This is a genomic window from Treponema sp. R8-4-B8 (genome assembly GCF_054786175.1).
This window is the reverse complement of record NZ_BDHE01000473.1, coordinates 1-295: the sequence shown is the minus strand read 5'-3', so window position 1 is coordinate 295 and position 295 is coordinate 1. Positions and strand designations below refer to the sequence as shown.

General features: G+C 44.1%; 1 protein-coding gene. It reads right to left on the bottom strand.

The annotated features are described in order from the left end of the window. The coding region (locus ACYVRA_RS09300; RefSeq protein WP_461252417.1) for a hypothetical protein at positions 1 to 295 on the bottom strand (295 nt) is incomplete at both ends.

Genomic DNA, 295 nt, shown 5'->3' with positions numbered 1-295 from the left:
TGGACGGTAAAAGTAGCTAAAGCTTTAACGTCTTCTACCGTGTGTACGGTACTAGTGGCTAAAGCTTTAACATCCTCTACCGTATGTACGCTATCAGTGGCTAAAGCCTTAACATCCTCTACCGTATGTACGGTACTAGTGGCTAAAGCTTTAACGTCTTCTACCGTGTGTACGGTACTAGTGGCTAAAGCTTTAACGTCTTCTACCGTGTGTACGGTACTAGTGGCTAAAGCTTTAACATCCTCTACCGTATGTACGCTATCGGTAGCTAAAGCCTTAACATCCTCTACCGTAT